This is a genomic window from Phycobacter sedimenti (assembly GCF_038148855.1).
GTDB lineage: Bacteria > Pseudomonadota > Alphaproteobacteria > Rhodobacterales > Rhodobacteraceae > Phycobacter > Phycobacter sedimenti.
Map to the genome: position 1 here is coordinate 64,319 of NZ_JBBVGR010000009.1, position 16,601 is coordinate 80,919.

Consider the following 16,601-nt stretch of genomic DNA (forward strand, 5'->3'; position numbering starts at 1 on the left):
AAAAGGGCGCCGATGGAGACGCCCTTTAGTGTCGGCCAGCCTTTGTCAGGTTTAACGGATCACATAGACCGAACAGTCTGAGTGGCGGATGACCCGCGCGGCATTCGGACCCAGCAAGTAGTCCTTGAGATCCGGCTTATGCGCGCCAATCACGATCAGATCGGTGCCTGCCTTGGCGGCCACTTTGAGGATCTCCTGATAGGCGGTACCGGTGGCCACCAGATGGCGCACCTTGGCGTTGCGTTCCGCGCCCAGAACCTCTTCGCACAAGTCGCTCAGACGCGCAGCGGTATCCTTCACCGCTTTGTCGTGGTGATGCTCCTCGAAAAAGCCCGACACCCAGCTCTCGCCAAAGTCCGGCAGGACGTTCACAACATCCAGCTGGGCATCGTCCAGCGCGGCCAGACGGGCGGCTTCGGTCAGAACCTTGCGATCCAGTGCGGGATCGCCCAGTTCCAGCGCACAGAGAACAGATTTACTCATGCCGGTACTCCTTCCTTGCTGGCCCGGCTGCGCTGCATCATGGCCACAAGAGCCAGAAGCAGCAGCGCCGGGATAAAGACCAGCTCTTTCGGGAGCTGATCCTGCGGGGCCTTGATGGCGGTCACCAGAACCGGATCGTCGCCGTAGAAATCAAAGCTGCTAAGGGATTCTTCGGCCAGCGTGCCAAATCCCGGCGCGTCAAGCATCATCAGCCCGTCTTCGGGCATGAGGACCAATCCGATGCCTTCGGCCATCGCCTGACCGTCGCCCGACCCGTCAGAGGGGATCACCAGAGTGGTCGAGGCGGCCCCGCCCGTGTCGAAATCTGGCCCTTCGATGCGCAGGCGGATCTCCTGACCTTCATGCGATGCAGACAGTGCTTCGACAAGTTCGATTGGCGCCACATCGGCAAAAGGCGGCATGATCCGGTTCATGAAGAAATCAGGCCGGAACAGGGTAAAGGCCACCAGCACCAGCAGCACGCTTTCATAGATGCGGCTGCGGGTCAGGAAGTAGCCCATGGTGCCCGCGGTAAAGACCAGGATCGCGATGGTCGCGGAAATTGCGACCAGTATCCCCTGCCACCATGTCACATCGATCAGCAACAGATCGGTGTTGAAGATGAACACGAAGGGCAGCGCCACGGTCCGCAAGCTGTAGAAGAAGGCCACGAACCCGGTGCGGATCGCATCCCCGCCAGACACGGCTGCCGCGGCAAAACTGGCAAGGCCGACGGGCGGTGTCACATCGGCCATGATCCCGAAATAGAACACAAAGAGATGCACAGCGATCAGCGGCACGATCAGTCCCGATTGCGCGCCGAGTTCCACCACGACCCCCGCCATCAACGAGCTGACAACGATGTAGTTCGCCGTTGTCGGCAAGCCCATTCCAAGAACCAAGGACAAAAGGCCGACCATGATCAACATCAGGATCAGGTTGCCGCCCGACAGGAATTCCACCAGTTCGGACATCACCTGCCCCACACCGGTCAGCGTCACGGTACCGACGATTACACCTGCGGTGGCCGTCGCCAGAGCAATACCGATCATGTTGCGGGCACCATCAATCATTCCGTGCCAAAGGTCGTTTACCCCGTCCAAGACGTTGAACGTTAGGTTCGACTGACCCCGGAACAGCGCCTTGAGCGGCTTTTGCGTCAGCAGGATCACAAACAGCAGCGCGGTGGCCCAGAAAGCCGACAGGCCGGGGGATTTCTGCTCGATCATCAGGAAGTAGACCAGCACGATGATCGGCAGAAGATAGTGCAGGCCCGCCTTGTAGATCTTGCCGACCTCCGGCAGCTCCACGACTTCGGCATTGGGATCATCCGGCACCAGATCCTCGACGCCTGCCGCAAGTTTCAGCAGCACGACATAGGCTGCAACGACCAGCAGGGACAAAGTGATAGCCGATGCCTCGGGCATCAGCGCCACAACCCAACCAACCGGATACTGCACGCCATAGCACAGCGCGGCAAAACCGGCGAAGAAGGCCGCCATGCCGCCAATGGTCCGGCCCATGGAAACCACCCGGTTCCCGAGCGTCGGCATGTTCCGTTTCACGGCTTCCAAGTGAACGATGTAGACCAGCGCGACATAGGAGATCGCAGCCGGCAGGAAGGCGTGGGTAATCACCTCGACGTAGGAGATCCCCACATATTCCACCATGAGGAAGGCCGCAGCCCCCATCACGGGTGGCATGATCTGACCGTTCACGGATGAGGCTACCTCGACCGAACCGGCCTGTTCATTGGAAAAGCCGACCCGCTTCATCAGCGGTATTGTGAATGTACCGGTGGTCACCACATTGGCGATGGAAGAGCCGGAGATCAGGCCTGTTGCAGCCGAGCCGACAACGGCAGCCTTTGCGGGGCCACCCCGCAGGTGGCCAAGGGCACCAAATGCCATCTTGATGAAGTAGTTGCCGGCCCCCGCCTTATCGAGCAGTGCGCCAAACAGCACGAAGAGGAAGACGAACTTGGTCGAAACGCCAAGGGCAATGCCAAACACCCCTTCGGAAGTGATCCACATGTGGCTCATCGCCTTCTTCAGGCTCGCACCTTTCCAGCGGATCACTTCGGGGACAAGCTCGGACGAGCCGAAGAAGACATAAAGCAGGAAGATCGTCGCGATGATCGCCATGGCCGGGCCAAGGGCGCGGCGCGCGGCCTCGAACAGCAGCACAAGGCCCGCAAGCGCGAACCACTTGTCCACGTCATCGGCAAGGCCGCCGGAATTCACGATCTTCTGATAGAAAATGTAGCCATAAAGCGCGATGACGGCGCCAACTATCGCAAACAGCCAGTCCTGGATCGGGATATGGCCGCGCGGGCTGGTCTTGAGCGCCGGATAGGCCGCGTAGGCGAGGAAAATGGCAAAGGCCAGATGGATCTGGCGGGAATTGTTCACAACGCTGCCCGGCAGGATCACGTTGGATAAGGGCGAGGCCAGAATGACCTGAAACAGGGACCAGATTACCGCAACAATGGCAAGAAACAGACCCACGGACCCGACCGGGTTGCGCGCGCCGGCATCCGAGGATGCGACCATTTCCTGCAGCTCTTCTTCGGTAAGCGGTCGATTTCCTTGCGCATCGGATGTCATGGATAATCTCCCCTGCGGACGACCTGGTATCAGGCTCCGCCTGTTGTGATTGGCGCCCTAACAGAGGAAATGCCCCTTGGCGCGAAGGAGGGGCAACGCTGCTGCCCCTCCCGTTTGCGACAGACGGATCTTACTTGATCCAGCCTTTTTCGCGGTAGTATTTTGCCGCGCCGTCATGCAGCGGTGCCGACAGGCCGTCTGCGATCATCTCTTCCGGCTTGAGGTTCGCAAAAGCGGGGTGCAGCTTCTTGAAGGCATCGAAGTTTTCAAAGACCGACTTCACAACCGCATAGACCGCGTCTTCGGAGACAGCGGTGGAGGAGACGAAAGTCGCGCCCACACCGAACGTCTGGGTGTCGGCGTCCGACCCGCGATACATGCCGCCGGGAATGGTGGCCATACGGTAGAAGGAGTTGTCTGCAACCAGTTTTTCGACCGCTTCACCATCAACCGTGACCAGGACCGAGTCACAGGCGGTGGTGGCTTCCTGGATCGAGCCAGAGGGGTGACCCACGGTGTAGACCATCGCATCGATCTGATTGTCGCACAGAGCGGCCGACTGTTCAGCCGCTTTCAGCTCGGTCGCGAGGGCAAAGTCTTCCATGCCCCAGCCTTTGGCTTCCATCAGCACTTCCATGGTGCCGCGCTGGCCGGAACCGGGGTTGCCGATATTGACGCGCTTGCCCTTGAGATCGTCAAAGTTGGTCACGCCAGCGTCGGCACGTGCGACAACGGTAAAGGGCTCGGGGTGGACCGAGAATACCGCGCGCAGACCTTCAAAGGCGCCCTGTTCTTCGAACTTGGAGGTGCCGTTGTAGGCGTGGTACTGCCAGTCGGACTGGGCCACACCGAACTGCAGTTCACCTTCGCGGATGGTGTTGATGTTATAGACAGACCCGCCGGTGGATTCGACCGCGCATTTGAAGCCGTGTTCTTTGCGGTCCTTGTTGACAAGACGACAGATCGCACCGCCGGTCGGATAGTAGACGCCGGTGACACCGCCGGTGCCGATGGTGATAAACTCCTGCGCCTGCGCCGCAGGCGCCATGAAGGCGGCGGCCAAGAAGGCGCCGATCGACAACTTTGCGTGTTTCATTTTGTCATTTCTCCCATTCTCTCTGGTCTTCTCATGATTGGTGACCACCTGCCGAATCCAGCGCAAGCCACCTTTTAAAAAAACAATCCGGGCCATCGATGACCAACGGCAGGGTAAGTTTCGTCCGGCGCTGCCGAGACCCGTGATTGCTTGAGACTTCGCCAGCCTTTCAGGCGATATCACAGCCTGTCAACTGCAGCGTCTGCGAATGCAGTGGAAACCCCGCCATTTCGGCATATTTGCTGTTCAGACGTGGATTTTCCCCTTCTGACCTCGCATCTCCCGGATGTGCCGAACTGTGTCAGAATGACGCAGTGGATTGCAAGGCCGGAATCGAACATCAGCCAAAGATTTTTCAACGGTGAAGGTCGACATGACTCTTCTGGACGACTTGATCAATTCGCCTCCGTTTCCAAAGATCCAAATGTCGCTTGCCCCCCAGATCTGCGCCCGGCAGGTCGGGCAACACCCCACCCCATCAAGGAACGCAAGAAGGGCGCAAAATCGGAACATCACAACATTCGAATACGTGACAAACAGCTGTTCCGGAGGGTAGAATCGAAAGCAGGGTCGCGACTGTACCCTCTCTCATGGCAGATCTCATTCTTCCATGCATCGGGCTTTTCCGGTGCAGCGGGAATGGAGTCGCGCCGCAAACAGACCCCTGTGCCCAACTGGATGCTGAAACGATGATCCGGCTTAGTGACATCCTGGAAACTGCGCCCGAGCTGAACACCTTCTGGGCATTGGAGCGCTGCGTTTCGATCGCCGCGCGCTCCATGGCATCCCCGCCCCGGCACATTTTCGACGCTGGAGACCCCGCTACGCTGCAGCGCCCGGATCAGTCCATTCCTGCCTTCTTGAACTGCGACGTCGTGCCAGAGTTTCGCGACACACCGCGAAAATGGCAGCTGATCCTCATTTCCGCTTTCGAGCGCGGCCAACGGGCGCGGTCCACAAACCCCTGACACCATTCGGCCTCAACCGGTCACGTCATCGCAGCCTGCCAAACGAGGGCCACTCCCAGGCAGCCATTCCCGGCAGAGCCTCTTGCACGGCACGGATAAATCTTTCACAACCCTGGTCAGTCGCTTTCGAAGGAGAACCTCCCCCGTGAAGGTCAACGGCACCCCGTATCGGTCCCTGTGGTGGGACGAAGCGCAATCAGCCCTGAAGATCATCGATCAGCGCTGGCTGCCACATGATTTCCGCATCGAGCAGCTGGATACGCTGGACGACTACCGTGAAGCGATCCAGGGAATGCATGTGCGGGGGGCGCCCCTGATCGGCGCGACAGCCGCTTATGGCATGGCACTGGCCGCACGGATCGATCCTTCTGACCGCGCTCTGGATGCCGCCTGGGAGGCGCTGCATGCCACGCGCCCTACGGCGATCAATCTGCGCTGGGCGCTGGATCGGTGCCGCACTTCCTTACTGACGACACCCACGGCAGACCGCGCAGATGTGGCCCTGAACCTGGCCCATGAAATTGCCGATGAAGACGTGGAGATCAACCGAAAGATCGGGCTTCATGGCCTTGAAATCATAAAGAAGATTGCCGCAACAAAGCCCGCAGGCGAACCTGTCCGGCTGCTGACGCACTGCAATGCGGGCTGGATTGCAACCGTGGACTGGGGGACCGCCACCAGCCCCATGTATCAGGCCCATGACGCAGGTCTTGCAATCCATGTCTGGGTGGATGAGACGCGGCCGCGCAACCAGGGCGCGCTGACGGCCTGGGAACTGGGAAGCCACGGGATCTCGCACAGCTACATCACCGACAATGCAGGCGGCCACCTGATGCAGCATGGGCTGGTCGATATGGTGATCGTCGGCACCGACCGCACAACGCGCAGCGGCGATGTCTGCAACAAGATCGGCACCTACCTCAAGGCGCTTGCCGCCAGGGACAACGGGGTCCCCTTCTACGTCGCACTGCCCTCGCCCACGATCGACTGGACCGTTTGCGACGGTGTCCGCGAAATTCCGATCGAAGAACGCTCGGGCGAAGAGATCAGCCACATCCAGGGCAGCCTTGCCGATGGGGGCATTGGACGTGTGCAGGTAACGCCCGAGGGCAGCCCGGTCGGCAATCCGGCCTTTGACGTGACACCCAGCCGTCTTGTGACAGGGCTGATCACCGAACGCGGCGTTTGCGACGCAAGCGCCGAGGGTTTGGCCGGCCTGTTTCCCGAACACGCCTCCCGCGCGCCCCGGTGATGAGCAAGCCTTCATACGAAGACAGCCAGGAGCTGCGCCAGGCGATCATCGACGCCTGCCTGTCGATGGAGCGCCAGCAGATCAATCAGGGCACCTCCGGCAATATCTCGGTCCGCATAGGCGATCAGATGCTGATCACCCCGTCCGGCATCGACTATGGCCACATGACGCCCGATATGATCGTCGCCATGCCGCTGGATGGCCGTGATCCTGCGCCGGGGCAGATGAAACCCTCCTCCGAGTGGCGGTTTCACCAGGCGATCCTTCTGGGCAAACCGGCGGTCAACGCCGTGGTGCATGCCCACCCCGTCAACTGCACGGCACTGGCCATGAACAGGATGGAGATCCCGGCCTGCCACTACATGGTGGCCGCCTTCGGAGGCGATACGGTGCCCGTTGCGGGATATGCCCTGTTCGGTACATCGGATCTTTCGGATATCGTCTTGAATGCCCTCGAAAACCGCTCAGCCTGCCTGATGGCGAACCACGGTGCCGTTGTGACAGGGAATACGCTGGAACGCGCCCTTTGGCGCATGGTGGAACTGGAAACCCTGGCCAAGGGATATGTCACCAGCCTGTCCGTCGGCATGCCCCATATTCTGAACGCTGAAGAAATGGCGGAGGTCAAAGCCGCCTTTGCGGACTACGGGCTAAAGGACGCCTGAGCCGCGCCGCCGCGACAATGGCGGGTCGATTTCGCTGGACATTGTCTCCCTGCCACCGGAGGCTGCCCTCCATTGGATCCAATTCATACAGCAGCACGCAGGTATTCCATGCAAACCCCACTTGTTTTTGATGGCCACAACGATCTTCTGCTTCGCGTCCATACTGGCAACGTCCCATTTGGCCGCGATGGTTTCCAGGGCGGCGGCGGACATCAGGTCGATCTGCAAAAGGCGCGCGCGGGCGGGTTTGCTGGTGGTTTCTTTGCCATTTTCGTGCCCAGTGAAGATGCCTCGATGGATCTCGAGGAGATGAACAAGCCCGCCTATGATCTGCCCTTGCCCGGTCCGGTCGACTGGCCCACCGCCAGCCGCGTTGCCCTGTCCCAAGCCTCCATCCTGATGCGGCTTGAACGCGAAGGCGCCCTCCGCATCTGCCGCACCACCGCAGACATCAAAGGCGCCATGGAGGCCGGCATCCTTGCCGCCGTGATGCATATGGAAGGCGCCGAAGCGATCGATCCGGCCTTTCACGCGCTGGAAGTGCTCTACGCGGCGGGTCTGCGTTCTTTGGGACCGGTGTGGAGCAGGCCAACCATTTACGGTCACGGGGTGCCATTCCGCTTTCCCTCAACCGGTGACATCGGACCGGGCCTGACACCCGATGGATTGCGGCTGGTAAAAAAATGCAATGATTTGAATATCCTCATCGATCTGTCTCACCTTAACGAGGCAGGGTTCTGGGACGTGGCCAAACACAGCGATGCTCCACTCGTGGCCACCCACTCCAACGCTTATGCTCTGTGCGCGCATAGTCGCAATCTCACAGACCGGCAACTCCATGCGATCCGAGACAGCGACGGGATGGTGGGGCTGAACTTTGCCGTGGCCTTCCTGCGCGAAGACGGTCGCATGGACGCCGCCACCTCTATCGACCGGATGATCGCCCACCTCGACTATCTGATCAAGGAAGTCGGGGAGGATCGGGTTGGCCTTGGATCTGACTTTGATGGCGCCATTGTTCCGGCCGAAATCCAGCACGTGGGCGGGCTGCCAAAGCTATGTGCGGCGATGCAGCAACACGGCTACGATCACGCCCTGATCGAAAAGCTCTGCCACAAGAACTGGCTACGCGTCCTGGACAAGACCTGGGGCCAGATGTGTTAAAAGGCCACCCCAAGCGATTGTATGTGCTGGATTTTGGCCTCTTTCGCGTTCATTCCAATGGCCGCACAATCGGCATCTGCGGCTACCTGATCCAGACGGATCATGGTGAAAACCTACTTGTCGATTCAGGCTTCCCGGCCAAATATGCCACAGATCCCAAAGGCGCGGCTGAAGAGGACGGACTGGAGGCCTTCGGGGAGGTTCTGAAGTGCAGCCCCGGCCACGTTCCCGAGGCGCAACTGGCGCTGATCGGTCTATCGGCCAAAGACATCGATCTCTTTCTTCTGACCCACACGCATATCGACCACGTCGGGGGCATTGCGGAATTTCGCGAGGCGCCCCTGCTGTTGTCAAAGGCCGAACGCGATCTGTCACGGCCGCTCTATTGGGGCCAGGTTCAGCCTATGGAATGGCCAGACCGGGAGTATCTGACCGTCGATCAGGATACCCGCGTCGCGCCGGGCATTCAGCTGTTGATGGCTCCGGGTCATACCGCCGGACAGATCGCCCTGCAGGTTGACCTGCCGCGCACCGGTCCGGTTCTTTTGACCTCGGACGCGATCTCTCGCCCTGCTGAAATCGATGAAGGCTTTGACAGCGCGCCCGATCCGTTGCTCGCTGCAAAAAGCGCCAGCCGTTTGATGGATCTGGCCGCCGCACAGGACATGATGGTGATCTACGGCCACTGCCCTCAGCAATGGCCACAGCTTCGCAAAGCCCCCGCATTCTACGACTGAGCGTAGCAACGGCAGTCGCGCCATCGCCGGACTGCCGAAAAATCAGTCAGCCCCCCTTCATTTGCCCACACCTGTTGCAGGATGGGATTGGCCTTGTCCACACAGACATGATTGACTGCAAAGCATGACAAAACCGCCTCAGTCCTTTCACCGCGCCCTGATGAACCGCATTGCGCGGATCTACCCGGATATCGACGCAGCCGCCTATGCCGCGCAGATCAACACCGCCTTCTGGCCTGACCCAACCAAAAGGCGCAAACGGACCCGCACGCCGGGAAACCGCATGTGGAGCGAGGCTGATGCGGTGGTCATCACCTATGGCAACTCTCTCATCGACGGGCAGCACAAACCGCTGGACCTTCTGAATGATTTTCTGCGCCGCTACTGCAAGGGCTGGCTGAATGGCGTCCACATCCTGCCGTTTTTTCCCTTCACCTCGGATGACGGGTTCGCGGTTTCCGATTTCTGCAGCGTCAACCCTCAGCTGGGGGACTGGAGCGACATCAACCGGATCGCGGATGAGTTCACGCTGATGTCCGACCTGGTACTGAACCACGTATCGAGTCAGGGTGCGTGGTTCAACGCCTACCGCCAAGGCCAGGCACCGTATGATAAATTCTTCTTCGAGGCACGCCCCGAAGATGATCTGAGCGCCGTGGTCAGGCCGCGCACGACGCCGCTTTTGCAGGAGGTAGAAACCAGCATGGGCCCGCGCCATGTCTGGTGCACCTTTTCCCACGACCAGATCGATCTCGACTTCCGCAACCCGGAGGTTCTGCTCGAGTTCCTGCGTATCATCCGCCTGCATCTCGACAATGGCGTACGCATGATCCGGCTCGATGCGGTGGCCTTTATCTGGAAGGAGGTCGGCACGCCGTCGATCCACCTGCCCCAGACCCATGAGATCATCAAGCTGATGCGCATGCTCTGCGACAACACGGCGGAAAAGGTGGTGCTGATCACCGAAACCAACGTCCCCAAGGCAGAGAACCTCAGCTATTTCGGCGCCCGGGACGAGGCGCATATGATCTACAACTTCCCGCTGCCACCACTGATCCTGCATGCGATGCTGTCCGGGGATGCCCGGCATCTGGTTGAATGGCAAAAGGCCATGCCGCCTGCGCCCCTGGGCTGCGCCTATTTCAACTTCACCGCCAGCCACGACGGGATCGGGATGCGTCCTGCCGAGGGTTTGCTGAGCGCCGAGGAACAGCAGCGCATGATCGAAACAGTGCACCATTCCGGCGGGATGGTTTCCATGCGGGCGCTGCCCTGCGGCGGAGAGTCCCCGTATGAGTTGAACACAACATTCTATGAGGCGCTGACCGAAACCTTTGACGGGCCAGATACCTACCATTTCGAACGGTTCATATGCTCGCAAACCATCGTCATGAGCCTTGAAGGCATTCCGGCCTTCTACATCCACTCGCTGCTGGCCACGCCAAATGATCACGAAGCCGTCGAAAAGCGCGGCATGAACCGGGCCATCAACCGCCATCGCTGGGATTACGGTGACTTGCGCGCGCTTCTGGACGATGAATGCAGCCTGCAGGCCCGGGTCCTGGCGGCCCTGCGCGCGCGCCTGGAACTGCGAAAGAAGCAAAGCGCCTTTCATCCCAACGCCACCCAGTTCACGCTGAATTCGGATGATGACCGGGTGTTCACCATCTGGCGGCAGAGCCTTGATCGCAGCCAGTCGATCTTTGCACTTCACAATGTCAGCAAGGATGAGGTCGCCCTGCCGTCCTATCACCTGAACCTTATCGAGGATGAAACCTGGGTCGATGTATTGACAGGAGAACACCTGGCCATGATGGACGGCACGATTACCCTTGCCCCATATCAGTGTCGCTGGATCACCAACACCCCCTAACGCCTTGCGTTAGCGATACTCTTTACTATCAGCGACGGCGGCCGCCTGCATGTCCCGCAGGAAGGCCGGATCGGCAGCGTGCACGCGGCTCCAGGTGGGGATGAAGGGCGTTTCATGGGGGTTGTCGAGGAAGAACTGCCCGGCCCGCATGATATTCTCGGCGAACAGTTCGATCGACCGTTCCTCACTGTGGCGGTCGATGCTGAGGCCGTTCATCTTGGCGTCTGCATAGTACGCCTCCAAGAGGTCGAGCGCGCTGCGATAGTAGGTGGCTTTCAGGGTCCGAAAGACATTGGTGGTGAATATGGTCCCGTCCGCGGCAAGTTTGCGGAAGATCGCCTTGCAGATGTCCACCGACATCCGGTTAAGGCCGGCCTGCGCGTCCTCTGGGCTCAGATCCTGATGTTTATGGTCATAGGAGTCCGCAATCTCGACCTGACAGACGGCCTTGGGCGCCAGGTTGCGCCAGGCTTCTGAGAGGACCCCGATCTCAAGCCCCCAGTCCGATGGGATCCTGAGGTCCGGCAGAATGCTGGTGCGCATGGCAAATTCGCCCGACAGGGGATAGCGAAAGCTACGCAGGTAGTCGATGTAGTCGCGATCCCCGATCACCCGCTTGAGGGCGATCAGCAAGGGGCTGACCAAAAGCCGTGTCACCCGGCCATTGAGCCGATCCTGCCCCACCCGCGCATAAAACCCCTTTGCCACCTGATAGGGAAAACTTGGGTTGGCCACCGGGTAAACAAGACGCGCCAGAAGTTCGTTGGTGTAGGTCAGGATATCGCAGTCATGAATCGCCATGACCGCGCTGTCCTCGCACCCCAAAAGATACCCGATCGAGGACCAGACGTTCTTTCCCTTGCCCTGCTCATTTGGGGCCAGTCCCATCTCGTCCAGGCGCGCTCCCAGGGCCGTCATCCGGGGGCTGTCGTTCCAGATCACCACGTGGTTCTGATTGAGATCCTTGAAGAACGCCTGCGCATGGCGAAACTGTGCCTCATCGGCCCGGTCCAGCCCAACGATGATGCGATGCAGATAGCGCACCTTTGAAAGCTCAGAGACGATCCTCGGCATTGCCTCTGTCTCCAGCTCGGAATAGAGGCACGGCAGGATCAGAGAGATTTTTCGGGACTGGGCAAATGTTTCCAGCTCATAGTTCATTTCCTCAAGCGAGCGGGTCCGCAAATTATGCAGCGTTGTGATGTTCCCGTTCTGATGAAAATCAACCATGGCTATCCCTGTTTTTGCGCCTCGCCCTCAAGACGATCCAATAGGTCCATAATGGCCCGGTTCCACCCCAAAGGCCCAGCCTCTTTGGTGCGAATGATCCGGCCAGATGCCTCATTTTTGAGCTGCGGCAGAGGTTTGCTATGAAAATTGGCGATCACCACACCGAAATCGGCAGTTTCCAGCATCTCGATATCATTGGGCGCATCCCCCAGGGCAACCGTGTGGGTCGGGCGCAAACCGGCAATGATGTCATCCATACGATCCGCCTTTGTCCCGCCGAAAGAAAGCGTCAGGAACCGCCCCCCGCGCCGCGCAGTAATCCCCTGTTTCGCAAGCAGCTGCTGGAACAACAGCAGATCCTCATCGCTGCCCGACCAGGTGCCTGGCTCAGAGAACAACCTCTGCGCTGCCAGCGCGGCAGCCTCAAGGGACAGCCCCGTCGCCTTGGCAATCCCCTCAACCGAAAGGTCGCCGAACCCGACAAAACGTCGCCGCAATGACTCCGGGAGAGTGTCCAGTGCTTCGCGCAGCCTGTCGTAGATCGGCTCGCGCGATTGCCCAAGCACTCCGGCCCCGTTTTCCACGATAGCAGGCCAGCAAGACAGCCCCATTTCCTTCTGCAAGACAGATACTTCTGCTGCGGTCTTACTGCTCGCCAGAACTACTGCCGCTCCCATTTTTGCCAGGCGATCAAGGGCCGGTCTTGCCGGAGCCCAGGAATAGCTCTCGTGATCCAGAAGCGTTCCGTCCAGGTCGGAAAAGACCACCAGCGGCGGGCTATCCGGCCTGGGGGTCAATGCGACGCTGTCTTTCCGGTGACTGCCGCAATGGCCGGAGCGATCAGTTTGGTTGCCACGGGGATCAGAAGCATTCCCAAAGCCACACCGAACACACCGTCCATCCCGGCCTTTGCCAGCCATTCAGCGAACCCGGTCCAGGAAGCCGGAACCGCATGGCCCACCGCATAGGCCCAGTCGTGAATGTGATGGCCAAGCCACCCGAAACCCAGTTCCTCCAACCCGTGAATGACGATAGAGCCCCCTACCCACAGCATCGCCGCGGTTCCGACGATGGTCAGCAGCTTCATGAAGCCAGGCATGGCCTGAACCAGCCCGCGTCCCAGCGCGCGCGTCATCCCCAATGCACCATTCTGCGCAAGGTAAAGCCCGACATCATCTGCCTTCACGATCAGTGCGACAGATCCATAAACGGCCACAGTGATCCCCAGGCCCACGGTGGCCAGGGTGGCCGCCTCCATCCAGATGTTGCTCTCGGGGATTGCCGCCAGGGCGATGGTCATGATCTCGGCCGAGAGAATAAAGTCTGTTTTGATCGCGCCAGCTGCCTTCTGCTCTTCGAGATGCGCCGGATCCCCCGGCACATCCTCGGCAAAAACATGGGTTTCATCATGGGGCACTAGGACGTGATAGATCTTCTCGGCGCCCTCAAAGCACAGATAGGCGCCGCCCAGCATCAATAGCGGGGCAATCAGCCAAGGCGCAAAATTCGCAAGCAAGAGGCCAATGGGAAGCAAAATCAACAGCTTGTTCTTCACCGATCCCTTGGCAATCTTCCAGATGATCGGCAGCTCCCGCTCGGCGGCAAAGCCGTGCACGTATTTCGGGGTCACGGCAGCATCGTCGATGACCGCACCCGCAGCCTTGGCCCCCGCCTTGGCCGCCTGGGCTGCAACATCATCCACGGAAGCCGCGGCCACTTTGGCAATGCCCGCCACATCGTCCAGCAAAGCCAGTAGACCACTCATCGGTATCCCCTCGTTCACACCGCTTTTCTTGCAGCCTAAACGATCCCCCGGCGCAGACAAGCCGAAGTACGATTCTTCCCTGCTGCATTGCGGCAGCACCCTCCAAAATCGTTATCGCCACCGGCCCCATACCGTTAACGCCACCGGTAGGGTTTTGCGCTAACACTCTGGCTTTTCTCCCTTTTTGCCCCTTTAGAGATTTAACGAAGCCGTCTATATCCGGCCCAAGTTTTGCTCGCCAGGAGAGATACCAATGACCATCAAAGTCGGGATCAACGGTTTTGGCCGTATCGGACGCTGCACCCTGTCCCACATCGCGGCATCCGGCCGTGACGATATCGAAGTGATCAAGGTCAACGCGACCGGGCCACTGGAAACCGCAGCGCATCTGATCAAATACGACTCCGTGCATGGACGGTTCCCCGGCGAGGTCAGCATCGGCGACCGGACCATGAATCTGGGTCGCGGTGACATGCAGATGTTCTCTACCTACGACATGAACGAGCTGGACTGGGAAGGCTGCGATGTCGTTCTGGAATGCACCGGTAAGTTCAACGACGGCGAAAAGGCCAAGGCGCATCTGGAGCGCGGCGCGGGCAAGGTTCTGCTGTCTGCCCCCGGCAAGAACGTCGACAAGACCATCGTCTTTGGCGTCAACGATGACCAGTTGACCGCGGCTGACCGCATGGTTTCCAACGGCTCCTGCACCACCAACTGCCTGGCGCCCATCGCCAAGGTTCTTGACGAAGGCGTCGGGATCGAAAGCGGCATCATGACCACGATCCACGCCTACACCGGCGACCAGCCCACGCTGGACCGCCGCCACAAGGATCTCTACCGCGCCCGCGCCGCGGCCATGTCGATGATCCCTACCTCCACCGGCGCAGCCAAGGCATTGGGCGAGGTTCTTCCGAACCTCAAAGGTCGCCTTGACGGGTCCGCAATCCGCGTGCCGACTCCGAATGTCTCCGCCGTGGACCTCACCTTCCGCGCTGCCAAGGACGTGACTGCAGAAGAGATCAACGCCCTCGTCGCCGAGGCCGCAACAGGCCGGATGAAAGGCGTTCTGGGCTATGAACCCGCACCGCTGGTCTCCACCGACTTCAACCACTCCAGTGAAAGCTCGATCTTCGCACCGGATCAGACCCGCGTGGTCGAGGGCCGAATGGTGCGCGTCCTGTGCTGGTACGACAATGAATGGGGCTTCTCGGTGCGCATGGCAGACGTCGCCACCGCAATGGGCCGCCTTGTCTAAGTCATTGGCCTAAGCCTATCCGCCTCTTGAGGTTTTACGCCCGCTCAGGTTATCTGGGCGGGCATTTTCATGGAAACAGGCCAGACATGACAAATCCCATCGCCATCGTCTTGGGGCTGATCATCATCGCGGCCATCTTGGTTGATGTGGCGCTTTTTGGCAGTGAACACATGATCTTTCTGGGCAAACGGTTCTTTGAGTTGCTCGACTGGGTCGCGTTCTGGCGCTAGCGGAACGATCTGCGCCCCATTGCACGCTTTTCGTGCCCAAAGAGCAAAGCCGGGCACGTGGCCCGGCTTTTCCGTATCATAAAAGCAGATTGCGAACTTTGGTTGGCCAGCCTTATTTGCCCAGCCGCTTGCGCAGTTCCTCATTGACGAGGGGCGTTACGAACTTCGACACATCGCCATCCAGACGGGCAATTTCCTTGACCAGCTTTGAGGCGATCGCCTGATGGCGCGCTTCGGCCATCAGGAACACAGTCTCAATTGAACTGTCGAGTGCCCGGTTCATACCAACCATCTGGAATTCATACTCGAAATCGGCAACCGCCCTCAGGCCCCGGACAATGATCTGGGCCCCCACATCGCGGGCGCAATCGATCAGAAGGTTCTCAAACGGGTGCGCGACAATCTCGGTGCCCGTCTGTTCGGTCAGCTTGGCGCATTCCGCCTCGATCATCGCAACACGCTCTTCCAGGGTAAACAGTGGCCCCTTGTCGCGGTTGATGGCCACGCCGATGACCAGTTTGTCCACCAGGGCGCTCGCGCGGCGGATGATGTCGATATGGCCCAGGGTGATGGGATCGAATGTGCCTGGGTACAAGCCAATACGCATGGGGCTCCTCCTGCCGCCTTGGAATTCGCGCGCACGCAAACATATTTGCCCGCATCAAGGCAAGAGGGTGGAAATACGGAACAGCCCGTTCCGGCGCGTCATAAACGCCCGCCTTCGCACAAAAACGGGCGCTGCGGCGCTTAATGCCCCATGATCATCCCTTCAAGCGCATCTTTTTCCATCGCCACTTCGGCCAATTTGGCTTTGACCACATCACCAAGGGAGATCAGCCCGACCATCTTGCCGTCCTCGACAACAGGCATATGGCGAAAGCGGCCGTCGGTCATCTGTTTCAGGATGTCTTCGACATTGGATTGGCTGGTACAGGTTACGAGCTTGGCGGTCATGTAGTCCTTGACCTGCCGAGACAGACACCCGGATCCGCTTTTGCCGAGTTCACGCACGATGTCGCGCTCTGACAGGATGCCCTCGGCCGTTTGACCGTCTGTCGAGACGACCACCGTACCGATCCCCTTCTGAGCCAGAAGCTGCGCCGCCTCCGAGACCGAAGCGCCAGGGGCAATTGTGACCACTCCGGCTTCCGCCTTGGATTTCAAAATCGATTGAACCAGCATGAACCCTCCAACTTGTAATTTTATTGCGTAAAACCAAGCGTTGCCGCAATGTAGGCACAAGTCAAGAAAATGTAAGGTTCAAAAGCGCCTTATGT

General features: G+C 59.5%; 16 protein-coding genes. 8 read left to right on the forward strand and 8 right to left on the reverse strand.

Annotated features, from left to right (window positions below; all coding sequences use genetic code 11):
- Positions 1-51 precede the first annotated feature (51 nt).
- The 3 genes from AADA15_RS16065 to AADA15_RS16075 form a co-directional block, all read right to left on the reverse strand.
- The gene (locus AADA15_RS16065) at positions 52-483 is read right to left on the reverse strand and encodes a universal stress protein (RefSeq protein WP_341642575.1); all 432 of its coding nucleotides are present in this window, start codon (positions 481-483) and stop codon (positions 52-54) included.
- Positions 480-3,089: a TRAP transporter permease gene (locus tag AADA15_RS16070; protein WP_341642576.1), complete on the reverse strand. Its 2,610-nt coding sequence runs from the start codon at positions 3,087-3,089 to the stop codon at positions 480-482. Before AADA15_RS16070 ends, AADA15_RS16065 begins: the two co-directional genes overlap by 4 nt.
- A gap of 130 nt (positions 3,090-3,219) precedes the next feature.
- On the reverse strand, positions 3,220-4,185 hold the full coding sequence (locus tag AADA15_RS16075) for a TAXI family TRAP transporter solute-binding subunit (protein WP_341642577.1): 966 nt from the start codon (positions 4,183-4,185) through the stop codon (positions 3,220-3,222).
- Between the two features lie 689 nt (positions 4,186-4,874).
- Between AADA15_RS16075 and AADA15_RS16080 the strand changes: the two genes are divergently transcribed.
- The 6 genes from AADA15_RS16080 to AADA15_RS16105 all read left to right on the forward strand — a co-directional run bounded on the left by AADA15_RS16080 (position 4,875) and on the right by AADA15_RS16105 (position 10,844).
- Entirely contained in the window at positions 4,875-5,153 is a 279-nt protein-coding gene (locus tag AADA15_RS16080) for a hypothetical protein (RefSeq protein WP_341642578.1), read from the forward strand.
- Between the two features lie 145 nt (positions 5,154-5,298).
- Positions 5,299-6,405, forward strand: coding sequence for an S-methyl-5-thioribose-1-phosphate isomerase (mtnA, locus tag AADA15_RS16085; protein WP_341642579.1), 1,107 nt, complete (start codon positions 5,299-5,301; stop codon positions 6,403-6,405).
- The gene (locus tag AADA15_RS16090; RefSeq protein WP_341642580.1) at positions 6,405-7,070 is read left to right on the forward strand and encodes a class II aldolase/adducin family protein; all 666 of its coding nucleotides are present in this window, start codon (positions 6,405-6,407) and stop codon (positions 7,068-7,070) included. Before mtnA ends, AADA15_RS16090 begins: the two co-directional genes overlap by 1 nt.
- A 108-nt stretch (positions 7,071-7,178) precedes the next feature.
- Positions 7,179-8,234: a dipeptidase gene (locus AADA15_RS16095; RefSeq protein ID WP_341642581.1), complete on the forward strand. Its 1,056-nt coding sequence runs from the start codon at positions 7,179-7,181 to the stop codon at positions 8,232-8,234.
- Between the two features lie 23 nt (positions 8,235-8,257).
- Complete coding sequence (locus AADA15_RS16100; protein ID WP_341642582.1) at positions 8,258-8,971, forward strand: N-acyl homoserine lactonase family protein; 714 nt, start codon at positions 8,258-8,260, stop codon at positions 8,969-8,971.
- Positions 8,972-9,095: 124 nt separating this feature from the next.
- The gene (locus AADA15_RS16105; protein WP_341642583.1) at positions 9,096-10,844 is read left to right on the forward strand and encodes an alpha-amylase family glycosyl hydrolase; all 1,749 of its coding nucleotides are present in this window, start codon (positions 9,096-9,098) and stop codon (positions 10,842-10,844) included.
- 9 nt (positions 10,845-10,853) lie between these two features.
- On the opposite strand, the gene AADA15_RS16110 is transcribed toward AADA15_RS16105, so the two are convergent.
- The 3 genes from AADA15_RS16110 to AADA15_RS16120 are packed head-to-tail and all read right to left on the reverse strand — an operon-like array spanning position 10,854 to position 13,839.
- Positions 10,854-12,074 carry a glycosyltransferase family protein gene (locus tag AADA15_RS16110; protein WP_341642584.1) on the reverse strand — a complete coding sequence of 407 codons (1,221 nt, stop codon included), beginning with the start codon at positions 12,072-12,074 and terminating at the stop codon, positions 10,854-10,856.
- Between the two features lie 2 nt (positions 12,075-12,076).
- On the reverse strand, positions 12,077-12,871 hold the full coding sequence (locus tag AADA15_RS16115) for an HAD-IIB family hydrolase (protein WP_341642585.1): 795 nt from the start codon (positions 12,869-12,871) through the stop codon (positions 12,077-12,079).
- Positions 12,868-13,839, reverse strand: a complete 972-nt coding sequence (locus AADA15_RS16120; protein ID WP_341642586.1) for a DUF808 domain-containing protein — start codon at positions 13,837-13,839, stop codon at positions 12,868-12,870. Before AADA15_RS16120 ends, AADA15_RS16115 begins: the two co-directional genes overlap by 4 nt.
- 253 nt (positions 13,840-14,092) lie before the next feature.
- Between AADA15_RS16120 and gap the strand changes: the two genes are divergently transcribed.
- Together gap and AADA15_RS16130 are read left to right on the forward strand one after the other, a co-directional pair.
- On the forward strand, positions 14,093-15,094 hold the full coding sequence (gene gap / locus AADA15_RS16125) for a type I glyceraldehyde-3-phosphate dehydrogenase (RefSeq protein WP_341642587.1): 1,002 nt from the start codon (positions 14,093-14,095) through the stop codon (positions 15,092-15,094).
- 86 nt (positions 15,095-15,180) lie between these two features.
- Positions 15,181-15,324: a hypothetical protein gene (locus AADA15_RS16130; protein ID WP_341642588.1), complete on the forward strand. Its 144-nt coding sequence runs from the start codon at positions 15,181-15,183 to the stop codon at positions 15,322-15,324.
- 112 nt (positions 15,325-15,436) lie between these two features.
- On the opposite strand, the gene coaD is transcribed toward AADA15_RS16130, so the two are convergent.
- Both coaD and AADA15_RS16140 read right to left on the reverse strand, forming a co-directional pair.
- Positions 15,437-15,931 carry a pantetheine-phosphate adenylyltransferase gene (gene coaD, locus AADA15_RS16135; protein ID WP_192966480.1) on the reverse strand — a complete coding sequence of 165 codons (495 nt, stop codon included), beginning with the start codon at positions 15,929-15,931 and terminating at the stop codon, positions 15,437-15,439.
- A 140-nt stretch (positions 15,932-16,071) separates the two neighbouring features.
- Positions 16,072-16,506 (reverse strand): CBS domain-containing protein, encoded by a 435-nt coding sequence (locus tag AADA15_RS16140; RefSeq protein WP_341642589.1) that lies wholly within the window; start codon positions 16,504-16,506, stop codon positions 16,072-16,074.
- Between the last annotated feature and the right edge of the window lie 95 nt (positions 16,507-16,601).